This window comes from Candidatus Schekmanbacteria bacterium, from assembly GCA_016219965.1.
GTDB lineage: Bacteria > Schekmanbacteria > GWA2-38-11 > GWA2-38-11 > J061 > JACRJM01.
This window is the reverse complement of record JACRJM010000015.1, coordinates 356,505-374,505: the sequence shown is the minus strand read 5'-3', so window position 1 is coordinate 374,505 and position 18,001 is coordinate 356,505. Positions and strand designations below refer to the sequence as shown.

Sequence of the window (18,001 nt, the reverse complement as noted above, 5' to 3'; positions counted from 1 at the left end):
TTAATCCTTGATATTATCTGACGCCAGAACAAGAAGGTTTCTGCCATTGCGCTTAGCTGTATAAAGCGCTTTATCCGCGCATTCTACAAGTTCATTTTTATTGCTTGCACTACCCGGGAAAGAAGCTAACCCTATGCTGACTGTAAGTTTTTTTGCACTTAACTCTTCCTGTTTATCGAAGTGGCTTTCCTCAACTATTTGTTTAAGCCTTTTTATTATTACAGCAGCTTCTCTTTCATCAGTTTCAGGAAATATTATCGCAAATTCATCTCCACCATAGCGTGAAACATAATCACAATCTCTGCATGAACGTGTTAATACCCACGCAAGCTGTTTCAATAAAATATCACCAGCAGGATGCCCATTAACATCATTATATTCCTTGAAATTATCTATATCGAGCATAGAAACTGAAACCGGACGGTTGTATCTTTTTGATCTGTTAATTTCAGCCTCAAGCAACTGGTGGAAAAAACGGTGATTGTATACCTCTGTTAAACCATCTATTTGCGAGAGCTCTTTATAAAATTCTCCTTCATTAGCTTTTTTCTGAAGATTTCTTTTTTCAATTGTTCTTGAAATAACTATCTGTATCTGATCGATGTTAAAGGGTTTAACAATGTAGTCGGCTGCACCTAATCGCATTGATTTTACAGCTGTCTCAACAGAAGCATATCCTGTCATAACAAGAACATCTGACTGAGGTGATATTTCTTTTGCCTTTTTAAGTACTTCCATACCGTCAAGTTCAGGCATTATTATATCTGTAATTATCAAATCATAGTATTTAGACTTTATCTTGTTTATCCCTTCAAATCCGTTTGAAGCCACATCTACATCATATCCTTCATCACAAAGGACATCATTTAGCATACTTCGCATTATCTCTTCATCATCAATAACAAGTATTTTATATTTTATAATACTTGACAGGCCATCTTCCTCTTCAGATTCTGGCAATACCTTATTATTTCCTATCATTACAGTGCTCCGATTTTTCCATTAATATTTATGTTGAACTATCGGTTGTTATATTGAACTCATAAAAATATTTTTCCCATAAGTCAATAATACATTATCCATATATCTTTTTTAGATTTCACTAATAATCATACATTGAGAAACTAAGGATAAAATCACGGAGAAGATAGTCAGAGTATCCGAAACACATATTTGCTTGAGGGAAAACAAATAATCACATCCTTAAAGGATCATAACTGTCTAATTCTTATCTGAATCATTTATTTTTGTTTTACATTTTCTGCACAAACCGAATATTTTTAAGCTATGTCTATCAGGATAAAAATGCAATTTTTTGCATACTTCATCCTGCATTTTCTCTATTCTTTCATCATCAAATTCAATAAATATTCCACACGAGAGACAAACTAAATGGTCATGATGCCGGTGTCCATGAATATGTTCAAAAATCCTTCTATCTGTGCCTATCTCATGTTCAGTTATGAGCTTGCTTTTTATAAGTATATCAAGTGTTCTATATATTGTTGCCTTTGAAATCTTTTGCTTATTTTTTCTCAATCGCCATTCAAGATCTTCAGCATCAAAATGGTCATGTGTGCTGAAAATAGCTTTTATTATTGTTTCTCTCTCTCTTGTATACTTTAACTTTCTTATCTTTAAGAAGTCTTTAAAAACCTTCTCATAATTTTCCATTATTAATCAGCCTTCAGGCAGTTTTATTGTCTTCTGGACAGTTTCTTTAACCTTTAAGTTTATCTCACGTATCCAAATATATTTGCTCTTATATTCTACCATTACATCATAAGTACCGGGAACAAGGGGAATTTTCTCTCCAAGCTTTCCATTCTTGATTGCATTGGAACTGTCACCTTTAAAATAAATCTGTACAGGTACTGTTCCTTTATCAGATGAGTAGTTCGTTGCATTGACAACAATCCAACCTTGATCAAAAACTACTTCCTCTTCTCTGGTTTCCTTGTCAGCTATCTTAATTTTGTTACTCCATTTTGCTACTCCCTGATGTTCAACCTTCATATCATACAACCCGGGAGAAACTTCAATCGCTTCTCCAGCAATACCTGCAGCAACTTTTTCGGTGTAGTTTATTTTTTGAAGAGCTAATGGACCTTCCCCATCCTTCAAAAACGAAAGGTCTAAGTTCGCTCCAAAAACTTTATAGTATCTTGTTTCATATGTTTTTGAACCCTCTTTCTCCGATACCACATCTGTTCTAAGCATCTCAGGCTTTAAAACCTTGTCAATTTCTTCGAGGGTATTACCAAGGGCAATCTTCTGTCCATTTATGTAAAACTCTGTTATTTTTCCATCGTTATCTGCAACTGCTTCAATACCATTTTGTCTGTCGCGCGCTGGCACTATAAGAATAGATGCATCTGCCACTGAACCGTCATTGTTAACTGACTTCACTTTTATTTTTCCCGCTGGGAAAATAACGGTATCCGTAAATTTCTTAGCTTCAGATATGTCGATACCCTCGAGCCATTTCAGGTTTCCGCGCCAATCTATTTTGATATCATATTTGCCTTCCGGGAGATACATTTCAAGTCCGGATACTCCTTCATTAACTGCCTTTAAGTGGTTGTCCTGAGCATAAGCCACAATTCTACAATCTACTGGTTGCCCATCGCTTTTCTTGGTAGCTATCATTAACGAACCTTGCTTGGGACCTTCATTTTTAGAGCATCCTCCTGTAACTCCCACACATATCACTGCAACAATAAATAGACATAATGAATTATAGAATAATGCCCTTCTCTTTCCTCTTATCATCACAAAGCCTCCTTGAAGTTTTCTACATTTTCTCTCATTTCTGTTCAATGTCAATTCCTTTGTTGACCATCATTTGATTTTTTTTTCAACATCTATTTTAAGTATATCTTTTCTTATCTTCCGGCTAACTGTAAATGGCATTGATTCATAGGTTATTATGTAGTCAGGCACCTTGTATGATGCCAGATGCTTTTTGCAAAATGCCCGGATATCATCGTCTAATATTATTTCGCCATCGCATGGAATGATGCATGCAGCAGTTTTTTCACCATAAAATGTGTCAGGAACACCAACCACTGCTGCAAACTTTATCTTTTCATGTAAAAGAAGATGACGCTCTATTTCTGCAGGATAAATATTGAAACCACCTCTTATTATAGTTTCTTTTTTTCTGCCAAGGATCATCAGAGATCCATTCGTATCCTTAGTTCCTATATCTCCCGTATCAAACCATCTATCCCCCAATGCATTACCGGAAAAATATTCATTCATAAGACTTGTCCCTCTGATAAGAATTTCTCCCGGTTGCCCGGGATGAACATCGCATCCCCTGTCATCTACGATTTTTAATTCCATTCCCCTCACCGGCCTTCCGGCTGAATTCTCTCTAATATCACAGCTGTCTTTCCAGTCAGAAATTGATATGCATGAGGCCTCAGTCATGCCATAAGCAATGCAGGCATCACAGTTAAACTCAGATTTTATCTGTTTCATTAACTCAGGCGTACAAGCAGCTCCTGAGATATATCCGGTTCTCAGCGATGAAACTTCAATATTCAAACGCTTCTTAGCCTCAATAAGCTGAATAACTTGTGTAGGAACTGCATATAGCAAAGTAATTTTCTCTGTAGCTATAATTGAAAGAACATGCTCCGGATCGAATAAGTCCGTTATGACAACCGATGCTCCGGCAACGAGAGCTTCATTAAGCAATACGCTCGATCCAAAGGCATGAGAAAAAGGAACCATAAGCAGGAACACATCCTTTTCTGAGATAGAAAGACGTTCATTCACAGCTGCGGCATTAGTTATTAGGTTCATCTGTGTCAGTACAGCGCCTTTAGGCTCTCCGGTACTTCCAGAGGTATACATTATAGTCATTGGAATATTGTCTTTGCTTAAAGAAATAAAAGACTGGAATGATTTACTACTGACATTTTTATCGATGATATCGAGTTCATCGAGAAATATGGTTCTTATCCCTGAGCCGATACCTGCTATTATCTTACCAAGCAGATGGGTGTAATCCGTACCATGATAACTTTTTAAAGCAACGATAATTTTAGGTTTGCAACTATTCAGGATTATTTCTATCTCTTTCTTCCTGTACCGGGTATCTATAGGTATAGAAACAACCCCTGCAATGGCACAACCATAGTAGAAAAAAACAAATTCAGGAGAATTAGGTAATATGATTGCAACTCTATCTTCTGCGCATATTCCTTCCTGTTTAAGATAGACTGCAACTTTAAGAACGTTCTCAAAAGTCCTTTTAAAACTATATTCCACTCCCTCATGCTTCAGGAATACTCTATTCCCCTTTGTTTCAGCGTGAGTTTTCAGTATTTCCAATATATCCATATGCATAGCAAAATAAAAAAGGGGGAAGATATTTATTCTTCCCCCCTGAAACTGCTAATTAAATGTTATTTGCCTTCAAGTTCTGCTAACTTTTTCTTTGCCCAGAAACAATTAGGGTTTAATTCCAAAGCCTTTTTAAGACTTGTTACTGCTTCATCTTTTTTATTATTTTTAAGCTGTACCACTGCTATCTGGTAATAAGCATCTGCCATTTTCGGGTCAAGCTTCAATGCTTCGTTAAATATAGCAATTGTTTCCTCCGGCTCAGGCTGAGGAAAATTGTTTGCCGATGCTATGCCTTCAATCAATTTTGTATTAGCATCATTTGGTTTAAGCTCTTTTATTTTTTCAAGATCCTGGCTTATCTCTCCAACATACTGCATTAAACGCGGGAAACCTACATACCCGAATTTTTTCAGGAGAACTTTGTACTTCAGGCTGTATGCATCATAAAAGTCAGGCCTTAATTCTATTGCTTTTTTAAGATAATCTCTGGCCATATCATCAGCCTTCTCTGCCGGTCCGCTTTTGTCAACTCCGCCTGCTGCTTGCAGGTCAAGATAATCTGCCAGCTTATACTGTGCCAGCGCTGCATTATAATAATCAAGTTCACTGCTCTTACCTGCGACAATCAAGCCTGACAGGCTATTGGTTGCCTGTTCGATTTTTGCTTTGTCCTGACTCATATAGGCTGAATTCAGTTCATTTAGATATTTTTGAGAGGGCGACATGGATGTCGAACTGCATCCAACAAAAATCACAGCAACCAACAACATCAAAGACATTAAAACAGAAATTCTTTTCATACAATTCTCCCTATTATTGAACCTTAAAAGTTATGGTTGTATTTTTATCAATTATCCTTACCTGTCAAGCAAAATTCATAAATATTTTTTGGATATTGCAAAGTAAACAGGCGTTATGTTATGAAAAAGAAAAAACAGGAGTGTTACCAAAATTTGCCACCAGCAGTAGAAGTTATAAGACTTACCAAAAGTTATCCGCTGACAAAAAATTATAGGGATCTTCTACTCCATCCTTTAAAAAAAGAGCTTATCCCTGCGATTAAAGACATATCATTCACTGTCAACAGAGGAGAGATTTTCGGGCTTCTTGGACCAAATGGCGCTGGGAAAACTACAATAATAAAAATATTAAGCACCCTGGTACTTCCGGATTCAGGGAAAGCCATAATAAATGGTTTTGATGCGGAACAGGACGGAGATAAAGTAAGACGGTCCATTGGTTATGTAATAGGTGAAGAGCGTTCCTGTTTCTGGAGACTTACTGGGAGACAGAATCTCGAGTTTTTTGCAGTCATGAACAATATGCCAAAAGATGTTGCACGCCGGCAGATAGAGAAGCTCCTTGACATGCTTGAACTAACAGACGCAGCTGACAGAGCATGCAAAGAATATTCGACAGGGATGAGACAGAAACTTGCCATCGCGCGGGGGCTTCTTGCAGGGCCTGACATAATATTCCTTGATGAGCCCACCAAAAGCCTTGACCCGAATGCAGCCAGACATCTAAGAAACTTCATCAGAAATGAAATAGTTTTGAATGCCCGGAAAACTGTTATTTTCTGCACACACAATCTCAATGAAGCGGAAGATATTTGCGATCGCTTAGCGATTATCGGAGGCGGAAATATAAAGACAATCGGGAACATTCGTGAAATCAAATCTTCTTACAGCTCAAGGCTCCAGTTCTTGATAAAGACAAAAGTTGCGGTTTCTCAAAACGTAATTGACAAAATAAGAATTATTGTCGGACCATCAAATGTAATATCAGAAGATGACAAATCATCTCATGGAACGGCAATTACTTTGACTACAGACCATGAAAAAGCAGACTTCGCCTTAAGCGAACTCATAAAGAATGCCATAATAATCCATTCTTTCCATTGTCTTGAACCGAGTCTTGAAGAAATTTTTGCGAGGCTGACAGAATATCATGATTCCAGTATCAATTTATAAGCCGCTGGCATTTATTAAAAAAGATTTTATAGAGTCTGCAAGTTACAAGTTTGCTTTCATTACACAGTTTATAGGCATTGTTTTCACAATAATATTATTCTATTTCCTTTCCAAACTTCTCGGTGCAGCAGCAACGCCATACCTCGCGCCATATGGCGGAAATTATTTTTCCTTTGTTCTGATTGGTATTGCCTTTTCAAACTATCTCGGTATCTCCCTAAGCTCCTTTTCAGCAATCATCTCCGGCGCTCAGGTCAGCGGCACTCTTGAAGCACTGCTTGTGACGCAAACAGAAGTCCCTGCAATAATAATCTATTCATCTCTTTACAGTTTTATAATTACTTCCGTGAGAGTGGTTCTTTACATACTTCTGGGCTCACTGTTTTTTGGTATGCAGATTGGGAATGCAAATTATTTCGGGGCGTTGTTAATCCTTATCCTTACAATCGTTGCTTTTTCAAGCATCGGGATTATCTCAGCAAGCTTCATTATGATACTGAAAAAGGGGGATCCATTCACATGGATATTCGGCAGTGTTTCATGGTTCCTCGGAGGCGTCTATTACCCGATAAGTGTTCTTCCCGACTGGTTAAGAAATTTTTCTTACCTTCTCCCGATAACATATTCACTTGAAGGAATGAGGATGGCTCTCATACAGGGATATTCTCTATCCCAATTGGCACCGAATCTCATTGCACTTCTTCTTTTCTCTGTTTTCATGCTCCCCCTGAGCATAGTCATATTCAAGTATGCCGTAAAAAAAGCAAAGAGAGACGGAAGCCTTACTCATTATTGATTTTCAAATCTCTTTTTTTCAGGAACACCTAAGATTGAATAAGATATTTTGCTAAATTAATTTCAATCTTTTTATGTAACTTTTTAAAAGACTAAAGCCTCTGTTAGACCCGTACCTTGCCCTCATATATGCAGGAACCGGAAATAAAGTATAAAAGATGTATTTAATCTTATTTTGAAACCCCTTTAATTCATTAATCTGCGGAAACAGATGTGATCCTCCTGTATTATCATTTTTGCTTTGTCCGCTCGTCATTGACTCAATAATTGACTCAATAAATGAAGCCATAATGTCATCAGGGGTAATCTCCGTCATTGACGAATCCTTATGAGAAATAATTTTATCAGGAAAGAAAACATGATAATTCCTGTAGAGGAAATTGATGACTCTATAAAATTCCTTATCTGGCTTAAAAAGTTCTATCTCCCTTTCTATATAGCTCCAGTCAAGCTTATCTTGAAAAACTGTCAGGAAATGAACGATGTCAACAAACCAGATAAGCCTTACCCCGGCATTCCCTTTCACCAGATGCTTCTCAATAAGATGGAAAATGAGATGCAGTAATTCATCTTCCGGCGAAAGGAAGCGGCACGGTATACCGCTTACATTTCCTTCTACTCCCCTGCTCCATATCTTTTTCATGTCAAACTGCCTTGAGCTTCCAATGACCATCAGGTTCCAGTGGAGGTCAATCATGAAACCATTATTGAAATCCCTGAAATGAACCTCATCAGTTCTCTCGCCTGCACTTTCAATCCATTCCTTGGATGAATACGCCTCAAGAGCAGCATGGATCACTGACTGGTACTCTGTTCTTTCAGGTTCAAGTCCGCATGTGAATAGTATATCCTTGGTTTTTTGCAAATCCTCTTCTTTTATCAGTATGTCTATATCGTCCATTGGACGAAGCCCGTCATCCTTGTAAACCCGTGAACAAAGAGAAAGTCCTTTAAGGGGGATAAAATCAATGCCAGTATTTTTTAAGGAAGAGGCAATACTCCGGAATCTCTCGATAGACATAATGTTTTTTGCGGCTAACCTGTATGCCAGATCCTTTATTAGGTCATAAACCTTCCCGTTTACTTTACCCTCGAGCCGACTATCTTTTATGTTTTTTAAAACTAGCGGAGCCATCTTATGCTTTATCAGGCAATCTGCTAATGTATCTTCTTCAGGTAAGCAATCCAGAAGATATGCCTCCTCTTTTTTTATTTTATCAGATGTAATTTGACTGGATAAAAGATAAACAAAGCGTCTCACTGCTTCAGACTTATCATGATTCTCATTGTACATCTTTTCGACCTTCTTCATACTTCCTGGGCAGAAAAGGCTCTTACGGCTTTTAAAAGAGATAACACTGCAATGATCAGACTAAGAAGAAATGCTGAACCGTATGCAACGTATATTCCAACACCTCCCACTTCCCTAAGAAACATCTCTCTCTGGAAGTAAGCATAAACCGGGAATGCCTCAATGGTTATAACAATACCTACATAGCTTAAAGAGACAATCATAAAGATTATGCCGCCATAAGAGGCTGAGACCTGGGCAATATTTTCAAACTTAAAAACCGGATAAACAGCACCGAACCCGACAGATAAGGCAACCATAGTCGCAGTTATGACTGCTATAGTTACAAGCGACAAAACCATCATGAAACTGCTCACGCTTAACAGCCTGTTAGAAGCAAAAGTTAATGCTTCTGTAAATAAAAGGAGCGGCAAAAGATAGAAAATGTATTTGGATAATATATATTTTCCTGATGCAACAGGCATAGAGCGGATCATCCAAAGACTGTACCCTTCCATGCTGATGGACGGATAAACAAACCTTGTACAAAGCGCGGAAAGTACAAAACCCGCCATTCCCATGTTGATGAATGCTACAAGGTTTTTCAGATAATAATTATCAAGCGGAAGTTTATAGATATTGAAAAGATATATGACCATAAGTGCGCCAAGCAGAAGCATCTGTGTCCATTGAGATGGGTCGCGAAGGAAAATCTTTGTATCTTTCTCCCACATAACAATGAAATTCTTTAAACGCTCCCCCTTGTAAATATATCTTTCCGATGAACTTCCTGATTTTTTCTTCATTCTTCTTAAACCATCCAAAGACAAATAAAGAGAATCCTCATAGAAAAAAAGTGACAGGATTAACGAAAAAGCGATTGAAACAATTCCCGCCGCTAATGAGAGAAATATAAAATTCATTGCCGGGGAATAACTTCCATTCATCATCTCTTTTATTATCAGCGCCCCCCATGTTGTAGGCAGAAAAGAATAATCAGGGACTTTAATCTTTTCAAGGAATGATGCTGCCATTTCATCCGGTACGTTACCTACAAGCCTTTCAGGTTCAATAGCTCTCAAAAAAAACAGCATTAAGACTATAATGATCGCACCTGCGATACATGCCGCCTGATATACCCTTTCCGGTTTTAAAAGCCTGACAAGCAGCTGCGTCAGCGCACAGCCCAGTCCTCCGGCAATAGCAAGAAGTGATACAAGAAATATCATGGAAAAAACATAAAACATTGGTTCAAGGCCATAGACCCTCCCCATAGCGACAAATACCGGAATGGTAAATATAACAGGCATCCATGCGGCCTGGAAGATTGATTGAAATGTCTTAACAGAGGCAATGCTTATCCCCTTAACAGGCAGCGACACAAGATATGGAAGGTCTGATGAAATATAGAGGTTTGAGACTGAAAGGATAAGAGATGAAAAGAGCACCATTGTAAAAAAAGAGACAAATATTATTCTGAATAATTCTACAATAATGACATTGCCGATCCCCTCGTTAAGGTTAAAAATATAGTTCACAACTTTCAGAAAAAAGAGGTAGTCAAAAAGGATAAAAAGCAAAGTGATTAAAGAGAAAACAATGATATGCGGGATATCCTTGACTCCCAGATTCACTATCCCGTTCCTGAAGGCAGAAGCCTTAAGATGAAAGATATAATAAAGGTTTCGAATAAAGCTCATATCAGCTTTCTATTTTGTCATCTGAAGACTCTTCTGTAAGAGTAAGATATATTTCCTCAAGCCTTTCTCCGGTGCTCCCTGAAAGCTCCTGAAGTTCATTCATGGTTCCTGTAGCAATTATTTCGCCCCGGTTTATCACAGCTATCCTGTCACATATTGATTCAGCAAGTTCAAGTGTGTGCGTTGACATAAAAACTGTACCACCTCCATCAGCCATTGTTCTGATGATATTCTTTATCTGCCTTGCGCTCTTTGGATCAAGTCCCACCATTGGTTCATCAATGATTAAAAGTTCAGGAGAATGAATAAGAGAGGAGGCAATAACAAGTTTCTGCTTCATCCCATGGGAATAGTTCCCAACAACATCATCAGCTTTAGTGGATAGATTGAAATAGGATAGAATCTCATCGCAACGTAGTTTTATTTCCCTGTTATCCATGCCAAACATCTTTCCAACAAACCAGAGGACTTCCCTGCCTGTAAGTTTCTCATATATGTACGGATGCTCTGGGATAAGCCCAATGTTCTTTTTTACAGCTACCGGATCAACTGAAATGTCATTCCCGCTGACCAATACTTTGCCAAAGGTAGGCCTTGCTATGCCTGCCATTATCTTTATCGTAGTTGTTTTCCCGGCTCCGTTAGGTCCTATAAATCCAAAGACCTCTCCTTTTTCCACCTCAAAAGAAAGCCCTTTAATCGCGTAGGTGTCGCCATATTTTTTTGTTACATTTTCAAAAAGTATCAACTCTCTTTTTTCGCTTCACACGTAAGAGGGTAATCTATAAGTTCTTTTATGACCGGCGAATCACCGCAGACCAGACAATCTTTCTTTCTCCCGATTTCTATATTCCTGAGAGTCATGGACAAAGTATCAATTATCATTATGCCATTGATTGTAGAACCAAGACCCAGGAGAAGTTTTATAACCTCTGTCCCCTGTATTATACCTACAAGCCCGGCTATTGCGCCAATGACTCCCGCTTCACGGCATGTAGGCACCATACCAGGTTCAGGCGGATGCTCAAATATGCACCGGTAACATGGCGTCTTTCCCGGTATTATTGTGAATACCTGTCCCATGAAACGAAGAATACCAGCCATGCTGAGTGGTTTTCCCTTCATCACACAGGCATCATTGATTAAAAATTTTGTAGGGAAATTATCACTGCCGTCAACGACAACATCATACCCATCCATTATTTCCAGAATATTTATTGAAGTTACCCTTGTATTGTATGTCTCTATTTTTATACCGGGATTTATTGCAGAAAGTCTTCCAGAGGCAGAATAGACCTTCTCCTTACCCAGTGTATCCATGCTGTGGATTATCTGCCTTTGCAGGTTACTGAGGTCAACCTTGTCGCAGTCAACTATCCCAATGGTTCCTATGCCGCTCGCTGCAAGATATAGCGCGCAGGATGAACCGAGTCCCCCCGTGCCGACGATAAGCACCTTTGATGACAGAAGTTTCTCCTGTCCCTTGCCACCTATTTCAGGAAGGATTATCTGCCGGCTGTACCTTTCAAGTTCTTCTTCAGAGTAATTATACATATCATTTAAAATAATAATGCAGTGTCACTGGACATAACCAAAATTATCCGGTGTGGCGGGAGGCAGTTTAATCTCCCCGAAGCTCCTTTCATATTTCTCGACCTGCTGGGTCAAAGCCTCGAGAACTCTTTTTGCATGAGACGGTGAAAGGATTATCCTTGACTGAAGTCTGCCAAAAGGAGGATCAGGATTCACATAAATAAAATCCAGAGAGAATTCATCGAAAGTGTGAGATATCTTTGCAAGGTTAGAATAGAGCCCCTTGGATGTTTCCTCATCACATCTGATATTAAGCTGAATCTGCTTTTGTCCTCCGCCCTTATCATCTTTCATTTCCATGCCTCCATTTGAATGTAGAGTGATTATAGCTCAGCTGCGAAAATGAGTAAAATGAAAACGAAAAATATTCTTTCTTTGTGAAATGTGATAACTTACAGGCGTTATGGAAAAAATCAACAAACTTCTGATAGCCACAAAAAATGAAGGAAAGTTAAGGGAGATAAAGGCCCTTCTTAAAGACCTTTCTATTGAAGTTTTATCTCTCAAGGATATGCCAGATTTTGCTCTTCCTGAAGAAGGAAATGATTACTTTAAAAACGCCTGTCATAAAGCGGAAGCGGTATCATCTGCATTTAACCTGCCTGCCATTGCAGATGACTCAGGCCTTGAGGTGGACTTTTTAGACGGATGCCCCGGGCCTCTGTCTGCCAGATTCGGCGGAGAAGAAATCTCAGATACTGACAGGAATAAACTTCTTCTCCGGCAACTTCAAGGTATACCGCAGGCAAAACGCACAGCAAAGTTCAGATGCATGATTGCTCTTTCCATCCCAGGTAAGAAAACAATGACAATTGAAGCAACATGCGAAGGAGTGATAGCTCAAGAAATCAGAGGAGATAACGGCTTTGGCTATGACCCTGTTTTTTACATCCCTGAACTGGATAAAACTTTTGCAGAGATTGACAAGGATGTTAAAAACCGCATAAGCCACCGCGGAAAAGCCCTGCGCGAGATGAAAGAATTACTGAAAAAGATATTTGATTTTAAAGATTAAGATTTGTCTTATTCCACTCAATGTCACATGCCGCCGAAACTCCTCCAAGACTCTTAGATTTAATGACAGCATCCCTTATGGCATCCTCTAAAACTTCAGCCGCTGCAATGCCGGCGACATTGACGTCAACCTTTTTTTCTCCGACAGAGGCAGTGAAAATCACGTCACCATCATACACCGTTCCAACCGGATCAATAGCCCTTGCCATCCCGTTATGAGCAAGGCTCGATACAATCCTGCATTCAACCTTGTTAAGATGCGCATCAGTCAGTATTACTGCAATAGTTGTGTTTGATGTAAATCCGGTCCCGATATCTTTTTTCAACATTATATCCGACGTACGCACAAAACCTTTTTTATTTTTATCAAGACATCCGGCAAGGATTGCTCTGCGGTCGGAAGCCAAAACATCACCAAAGGCATTTACAAAAACATATGTCTCTACATTAACATCACCGCATATTTTTTTTCTTGAAAAACCAACTCCACCTTTCATTGCTCTGGAAATCCCGAAAAGCTTACCAACCGTTGCCCCTGTGCCAGCACCGATACTTCCAGTTTGAGCTTCACCTTCATTCGCATTCCGGCAAGCAATGTAACCTGCCTCTGCATCAGGCCTTGCAGACTGGTCTCCGACATGGAGATCAAAAAGAATCGCTGAAGGAACTATTGGAACCAATGACTTTCCGGCAGGAAATCCTTTTTTTTTCTCTTCGAGATACCGCATAACACCTGAGGAGGCATCCAGCCCGTAAGCGCTCCCGCCGGCAATGCAGATGGCATTTATCTTTTCTACGATATGGGAAGGTGAAAGTGGCGAGAACTCTTTTGTGCCTGCGGCACCGCCTGTTATACTTGCAGAGCAGGATGCACCATCTTTAAAAAGAAAAACCGTGCATCCTGTAATCCCTTTAAAATCGCTGTAATGCCCTATGCTGACGCCATGCATGGTCAGACGCTTATTCTATCCCTGTATCAACAACCTTCACATCATCAATCAGCCATCCCCTGAAGCCGTTATATGATTCATCAGCTGTGTTGAACCTGAAAATAATCTGTATGTTTTGTCCTATATAGGAGGGAGAGAGATCTATCTCATAAGGCACCCAAATTGGAACCCTGAAAAAACCTGCAGAAGTATATGGTTTGTCAATTCTGTCTTGAACAACCGGGTCTACAAGCGGGTTAAGACTGAGAATCTGTGTTTCAACTTCGCTGCTAAGAATATAAATATCCATCACATCAAATCCATTAGGATTTTCCCCTTCAACCTCCCACCATGCCCAGAATCTAAGCTTTGGAGATATCGCATTAGATGGAATATTTATAAGTGATGTTGAAGAAGAGGTAATAGAACCTAAATGAGTTATCTCTGAAGTCCCGCCGTTCTTTGATGTGTTTAAAGAAGAAGGTGTTCCCATAAAATTGCCATAAGCCGGGTCGCCAAACCACAGGCACCACTCACTCGAGTGCGGTGACGGCAAAGCCCCTCCTGAGATATCGTCGGGCGGAAGTGTTACATATAATGGATAGGCGGTATTTGTAATTACCTCCGGGTTTTGAATCCTTTGCCACCGAACTGTATCTGTAATTACATCATTGCTGACGTTCCATCCTTTATCAGTCTCAAAATCATCGCTGAAATAAACAGTTTCGCCTGAAGATACCGTAAGGTATAAATCAACATTGGCTGTATTGGTGTTTGTAATAAGCTGGATACCTGTAGATGAATACTTGTCAAAGCCATCCTTTATTGCTGACACAGTAAACCCTGCAATCGGATTTCCATCTGTGCCATTTATTGGAATTGACTTTATTTCATAGAAGCCATCAGAGCCTGAACTGGTGGCTGCAAACACACCGTTTGTCTGAGTTCCTCCGTCTATTGTCACAACTGCCCCATCGATTGGCTCGCCTACAGATGTTAAGACTTTTCCTGAAACGCTTCCGACAGGAACCGTTGATGCATCAGATGAAAGCTCGACATTAATCTGCACAGAATCTGTCGAGGAACCTATAAAAGCCGAATCAAAATAATCCTGATAATCCATTTTGCTTATCTCAACACTAAACTCACCTGGAGGGACTACTGCTGTATAATTCCCCGATATATCAGTATTAGTCGTATATGTAAACGGCTCCAAGCTATACAATGTGCCGCTTATAACAACCCCTGCACCTTCGACCGGTTCCTGCGTCTGGTTATCAGTTACAGTGCCATAAATATTAGCCATAATAACCTCAGCAGTACCTGAGATTGACGGCTCTGACACAGATGTTGCAGTTACAGTTATCTTGCCAACTGAAGGAATACTTAATGGTGCTGTATAAAGTCCGGTTGAATCTATTGAACCTAAGCCGGCACCTCCCTCAACACTCCAGTTTACAGCCCCGCTGTCTGTGCCTGTATAATAAGCGGTAAAAGAATTAGTTTCCCCGGGATTCAAAAAGACTTTATCCGGCAGTATGAAAATCTCTTTGGGTATTGGGAAGTTTATAGTATTTGATGAGTTGTCACCGCTAAAGATGTAAACAGATATCTTCCCTGATTTAAGAAGAATGCTTAAAGGTACTGTGCCCTGAAGTGTATTGTCAGCCACTTGTGACAATTCGTATTCTGTCCCGTCAATATTTGCAGTCCATGTGCATTCACAGGGTATATAGTATGCATTTATTGCAATAGTCGCATAAACATTGCCGTCATAGTACACATCCTTAATTTCAAATCCTCCTATGGTGGGCTTAAAATCCGGAAGCTGAGGAGCCGTAAATCTGAAGGCTTTATTATTTATGTCAAGGATATAAAGATTATTGTTAAGGTCTGTCTTTACACCTATAATTTCATCTAAGTTTAATTTAAACCAATCGCCGAGATTATTACCCGCCCTATCATAGATCACAACATAGTTACCATAGGTTCCTATCAATATATTATCCTGATAATCTATTTCCAGACTGCTTGCATAAAAACTGGAGTCTATGAAAGTTTCGCTTTCTCCACCGCCCGGAGGTGCCCTGAAAATCCTGGAATCATCATCCTCAGCCATGAACAGATAGCCTTCGCTGTTAAAAGCGAGTCCAATTGTTTCGTCTCCTGGCGTGGTATATATTGTCCCCTCACCGCCTGAAGGAGGATATTGGTAAATAGATTCGTTTGACACATCATTTGTCGCATAAATATTACCATCAGGTCCTACGGCAACTCCATACATATCATATAAGAAATCTGTTGAAGTAAAATCCCTGAGAGGCGTATCTGAACCTGACGGTACACGTATGAGTCTGTCATAGTATGTAGTTGTATCTAAATCATAATATGTTTCGCCTGCAAAAATATCTCCGTTGCTGTCCATGTCAATCCCTCTAACATAACCGACATTGTCAGTAACAAGAGACTGCTCTCCCGATGGGTTTATTTTTATTATTTTTCCCATTGTTGTACTGCCATCTCCATAAGCACCTAATGAAACATAAAAATCACCGTTGCTGTCGTAAAGTTTATCTGTGCAGATTCCAGAAGAATAATAACCTGAATCTTCACCGATTCCAGTAACAGCAAGCGTTTGATCAAAAGGAGGCAATATTGTTATCTTCAGAGTGTTGGAGCTTCCGCTGTTCAACTTGTTTTTAAGAGTTACATTGCATTCACCAAAAGGCAGTCCGTCAGGAATATCTGCGATTAAAATATTCCCTTTCACATTTAATATTGTTCCAGTAACCGGGTCCCACCCTTCTGATATCTGTGGGATAAAAACAGCTTCATAGGTGTCTGCTGCAACGGCAGCCGTAACTTCTGAAACAGCAGTAGTCGTTGATATTGCAAGCAGATTATAGATTGAACCATTAGGTATATCAGGAGCAACAAGTGATATCGTATAGCTCGGAGATTCCAGCGTAACAGTTGCTTCTCCGTAAACACTGTTATCTTCTTCACTCGTTGCCCTGACCATTACGCTGCTGTTTGCCGGCATTTCTGACGGCGCAGTATAAAGCCCGCTGGAATCTATCGTTCCGTTTGAGTTTCCTCCAATAACAGACCAGGCAACTGTGCTGTTGCTTATCACATTGCTAACTTCTGCTGTGAATTGTTTTGTTTCACCAAGACTTACATAAGCAGAATTAGGTAAAACACTTACTGAAATCTGGGGAATTACTGTCACAAGTGCAGTATCATATATATTACCCGAAACCCCGTCATCTACGGAAGACTTTAAAAGACCAATCACATTAAATTTCTTGGAAGACATGCCTGATGCACTATAAAGACCATTGTCATCTATAGAGCCATAAAGTTTTTTCCATTTTTTCATGTATTTTGACTGGATCATTTCACTGGATTCTAAAAAATCATTCAGTTTTGAGTAGGAGTCAGGACATATCAGCCAGCGGACAGGATTTCCTGTGTCAGTTACAACGCCGCCAACAAGAGAAGAAAACTGCAGCGTGCCGGAAATATGCACTGTCGCTGTCACCGGACTTATATCAATAGAAGGAGTAGTATCCTTTTCAATGAGGAATATCGTTATAGGTTTAGGCTCAGGTTGTCCCGCTCCTGTTTCAACTGCTTCAACACCGGTCCTTGTGCCTTCGTAAATCACGTTACCTTTACCGTTTTCTTCATCAAAAGCCTGTAGAAAAACCGTGTAAGAGCCAATTGGTACATTAAATGCAAGCTCTCTTGATTCGCTTAAGTTTACAATCGCTGGATTTGATGAAAATTCTTTCCCTTTGTCAGGATCATCTTCTTTTGTTGCTATTCCTTTTACTGATTTTATCTCAGCAGGTGCCTTCTCCTGAGCCTTACTACTGCCGTTCTTTTTCCACTTTACCCTGAGGTTAAGCCTTCCATTTCCTGGTTTATTATCTTTAAGCTTTATGATTGCAGGAATAACTGTGACATTGCTATCTGAACTTCCGTTAAATCCTATTGTTACTTTCTCTACGCCTGTATTTTTTTTAGGAGCTTTATAAACACCTTTTTTATTTATTTTCCCGAGTGATTTCTTACCCCCTTCAATGCCGTTTACAGTCCACTTTCCATTTTTCGAAATTTTATTTACATTTACACTGCTCTCAGCAGATTTAAGAGAGAAATGCCTGCTTTTTCCTGCACCGATTGAAGAATCACCAGGTGTGACTAAAACACGTGGACCATCCTTCCTGTTCTCCGCAGCAGCATGGTAAAAGGCAGAACCTGAAAGAACCAGTAAAAAGAAAACAGCGCATACCGTAAATATTAAATCTGAAATTTTATTATGCCTGACCATATTAATTG

Annotated in this window: 15 protein-coding genes; 3 read left to right on the top strand and 12 right to left on the bottom strand. The window is 39.5% G+C overall.

Annotation, left to right across the window (positions count from 1 at the left end; all coding sequences use genetic code 11):
- The 5 genes from HZA77_14970 to HZA77_14950 all read right to left on the bottom strand — a co-directional run bounded on the left by HZA77_14970 (nt 1) and on the right by HZA77_14950 (nt 5,159).
- Nucleotides 1–981: a diguanylate cyclase gene (locus HZA77_14970; protein MBI5376733.1), complete on the bottom strand. Its 981-nt coding sequence runs from the start codon at nt 979–981 to the stop codon at nt 1–3.
- 240 nt (nt 982–1,221) lie between these two features.
- Entirely contained in the window at nt 1,222–1,674 is a 453-nt protein-coding gene (locus HZA77_14965; GenBank protein ID MBI5376732.1) for a transcriptional repressor, read from the bottom strand.
- Between the two features lie 6 nt (nt 1,675–1,680).
- On the bottom strand, nt 1,681–2,772 hold the full coding sequence (locus HZA77_14960; protein ID MBI5376731.1) for a hypothetical protein: 1,092 nt from the start codon (nt 2,770–2,772) through the stop codon (nt 1,681–1,683).
- Nucleotides 2,773–2,841: 69 nt separating this feature from the next.
- Nucleotides 2,842–4,344: an acyl--CoA ligase gene (locus tag HZA77_14955; GenBank protein ID MBI5376730.1), complete on the bottom strand. Its 1,503-nt coding sequence runs from the start codon at nt 4,342–4,344 to the stop codon at nt 2,842–2,844.
- A 74-nt stretch (nt 4,345–4,418) separates the two neighbouring features.
- Nucleotides 4,419–5,159 (bottom strand): tetratricopeptide repeat protein, encoded by a 741-nt coding sequence (locus HZA77_14950; protein ID MBI5376729.1) that lies wholly within the window; start codon nt 5,157–5,159, stop codon nt 4,419–4,421.
- 120 nt (nt 5,160–5,279) lie between these two features.
- Between HZA77_14950 and HZA77_14945 the strand changes: the two genes are divergently transcribed.
- Nucleotides 5,280–6,332 (top strand): ABC transporter ATP-binding protein, encoded by a 1,053-nt coding sequence (locus HZA77_14945; GenBank protein MBI5376728.1) that lies wholly within the window; start codon nt 5,280–5,282, stop codon nt 6,330–6,332.
- Nucleotides 6,310–7,128 carry an ABC transporter permease gene (locus tag HZA77_14940; GenBank protein ID MBI5376727.1) on the top strand — a complete coding sequence of 273 codons (819 nt, stop codon included), beginning with the start codon at nt 6,310–6,312 and terminating at the stop codon, nt 7,126–7,128. Before HZA77_14945 ends, HZA77_14940 begins: the two co-directional genes overlap by 23 nt.
- A 51-nt stretch (nt 7,129–7,179) precedes the next feature.
- Here HZA77_14940 and HZA77_14935 read toward each other — a convergent pair whose 3' ends face one another.
- The 5 genes from HZA77_14935 to HZA77_14915 are packed head-to-tail and all read right to left on the bottom strand — an operon-like array spanning nt 7,180 to nt 12,005.
- On the bottom strand, nt 7,180–8,439 hold the full coding sequence (locus HZA77_14935) for a nucleotidyltransferase family protein (GenBank protein MBI5376726.1): 1,260 nt from the start codon (nt 8,437–8,439) through the stop codon (nt 7,180–7,182).
- Entirely contained in the window at nt 8,436–10,118 is a 1,683-nt protein-coding gene (locus HZA77_14930; GenBank protein MBI5376725.1) for a hypothetical protein, read from the bottom strand. The genes HZA77_14935 and HZA77_14930 overlap by 4 nt, the downstream gene beginning before the upstream one ends.
- Before the next feature lies 1 nt (nt 10,119).
- A complete protein-coding gene (locus tag HZA77_14925) occupies nt 10,120–10,866 on the bottom strand; it encodes an ABC transporter ATP-binding protein (protein ID MBI5376724.1) in 747 nt (248 codons plus the stop codon).
- On the bottom strand, nt 10,863–11,672 hold the full coding sequence (gene moeB, locus HZA77_14920; GenBank protein MBI5376723.1) for a molybdopterin-synthase adenylyltransferase MoeB: 810 nt from the start codon (nt 11,670–11,672) through the stop codon (nt 10,863–10,865). Before moeB ends, HZA77_14925 begins: the two co-directional genes overlap by 4 nt.
- A 24-nt stretch (nt 11,673–11,696) precedes the next feature.
- Entirely contained in the window at nt 11,697–12,005 is a 309-nt protein-coding gene (locus tag HZA77_14915) for a DUF3467 domain-containing protein (GenBank protein MBI5376722.1), read from the bottom strand.
- Nucleotides 12,006–12,114: 109 nt separating this feature from the next.
- Here HZA77_14915 and HZA77_14910 point away from each other — a divergent pair, with 109 nt between their 5' ends.
- Entirely contained in the window at nt 12,115–12,726 is a 612-nt protein-coding gene (locus HZA77_14910; GenBank protein ID MBI5376721.1) for an XTP/dITP diphosphatase, read from the top strand.
- On the opposite strand, the gene HZA77_14905 is transcribed toward HZA77_14910, so the two are convergent.
- Nucleotides 12,716–13,675: a P1 family peptidase gene (locus tag HZA77_14905; GenBank protein MBI5376720.1), complete on the bottom strand. Its 960-nt coding sequence runs from the start codon at nt 13,673–13,675 to the stop codon at nt 12,716–12,718. The genes HZA77_14910 and HZA77_14905 overlap by 11 nt on opposite strands.
- Before the next feature lie 10 nt (nt 13,676–13,685).
- Nucleotides 13,686–17,993: a carboxypeptidase regulatory-like domain-containing protein gene (locus HZA77_14900; GenBank protein ID MBI5376719.1), complete on the bottom strand. Its 4,308-nt coding sequence runs from the start codon at nt 17,991–17,993 to the stop codon at nt 13,686–13,688.
- Nucleotides 17,994–18,001: the final 8 nt, after the last annotated feature.

Bases quoted from the DNA above. Each gene is read 5' to 3' on its own strand.
- HZA77_14970 (MBI5376733.1), bottom strand. From the start codon at position 981: ATGATAGGAAATAATAAGGTATTGCCAGAATCTGAAGAGGAAGATGGC.
- HZA77_14965 (MBI5376732.1), bottom strand. From the start codon at position 1,674: ATGGAAAATTATGAGAAGGTTTTTAAAGACTTCTTAAAGATAAGAAAG.
- HZA77_14960 (MBI5376731.1), bottom strand. From the start codon at position 2,772: ATGATAAGAGGAAAGAGAAGGGCATTATTCTATAATTCATTATGTCTA.
- HZA77_14950 (MBI5376729.1), bottom strand. From the start codon at position 5,159: ATGAAAAGAATTTCTGTTTTAATGTCTTTGATGTTGTTGGTTGCTGTG.
- HZA77_14945 (MBI5376728.1), top strand. From the start codon at position 5,280: ATGAAAAAGAAAAAACAGGAGTGTTACCAAAATTTGCCACCAGCAGTA.
- HZA77_14940 (MBI5376727.1), top strand. From the start codon at position 6,310: ATGATTCCAGTATCAATTTATAAGCCGCTGGCATTTATTAAAAAAGAT.
- HZA77_14935 (MBI5376726.1), bottom strand. From the start codon at position 8,439: ATGAAGAAGGTCGAAAAGATGTACAATGAGAATCATGATAAGTCTGAA.
- HZA77_14930 (MBI5376725.1), bottom strand. From the start codon at position 10,118: ATGAGCTTTATTCGAAACCTTTATTATATCTTTCATCTTAAGGCTTCT.
- moeB (MBI5376723.1), bottom strand. From the start codon at position 11,672: ATGTATAATTACTCTGAAGAAGAACTTGAAAGGTACAGCCGGCAGATA.
- HZA77_14915 (MBI5376722.1), bottom strand. From the start codon at position 12,005: ATGAAAGATGATAAGGGCGGAGGACAAAAGCAGATTCAGCTTAATATC.
- HZA77_14910 (MBI5376721.1), top strand. From the start codon at position 12,115: ATGGAAAAAATCAACAAACTTCTGATAGCCACAAAAAATGAAGGAAAG.
- HZA77_14905 (MBI5376720.1), bottom strand. From the start codon at position 13,675: ATGCATGGCGTCAGCATAGGGCATTACAGCGATTTTAAAGGGATTACA.
- HZA77_14900 (MBI5376719.1), bottom strand. From the start codon at position 17,993: ATGGTCAGGCATAATAAAATTTCAGATTTAATATTTACGGTATGCGCT.